Genomic DNA, 457 nt, shown 5'->3' on the forward strand with positions numbered 1-457 from the left:
GTCCAGGCCCGGCACGTCTTCCTTGGCGATCAGGTTGACCAGCTTCGGGCCGACCCACAGGCGGGCTTCAGTGCTGGTGGACTGGCCCGGGGCCACGGTGAAGGCCGGGCCACGCGCCTCGATCAGGTCACGACCGGCCACCTGCGACAGCACGTAGTGTGCGGTCTGGTCCTTCTGCGGGATCCAGGCAGTGAAGAAGTGGTGCTGCAGCATCGCCAGCCAGCCACCGGTGATGTTCTGGTTCAGCGTGCCGTCTTCCAGGTAGTCCTTGAACGCACGACGCTGGTACTTCTTGTCGTTGTCGTACCAGGTGGCACCGTTGAAGCTGAAGGAATCCGGATTGGTCATGCTCCGCGACAGGATGGTCGGGGTGCGGTCCAGGGTGCGGTAGACGTAGCCGTTCCAGGGAGCGGCACCAGTGTTGCTGACTTCGTCCTTGAAGCGCACGGCGTACTCG

Annotated in this window: 1 protein-coding gene; it reads right to left on the reverse strand. The window is 63.9% G+C overall.

Going from position 1 to position 457, the window contains the following annotated elements; translation table 11 throughout:
* The coding region (gene yidC, locus AYO36_RS06890) for a membrane protein insertase YidC (RefSeq protein WP_156501833.1) at positions 1-457 on the reverse strand (457 nt) is incomplete at both ends.

This window comes from Exiguobacterium sp. KKBO11 (assembly GCF_001644945.1).
Lineage (GTDB): Bacteria > Bacillota > Bacilli > Exiguobacteriales > Exiguobacteriaceae > Exiguobacterium_A > Exiguobacterium_A abrahamii.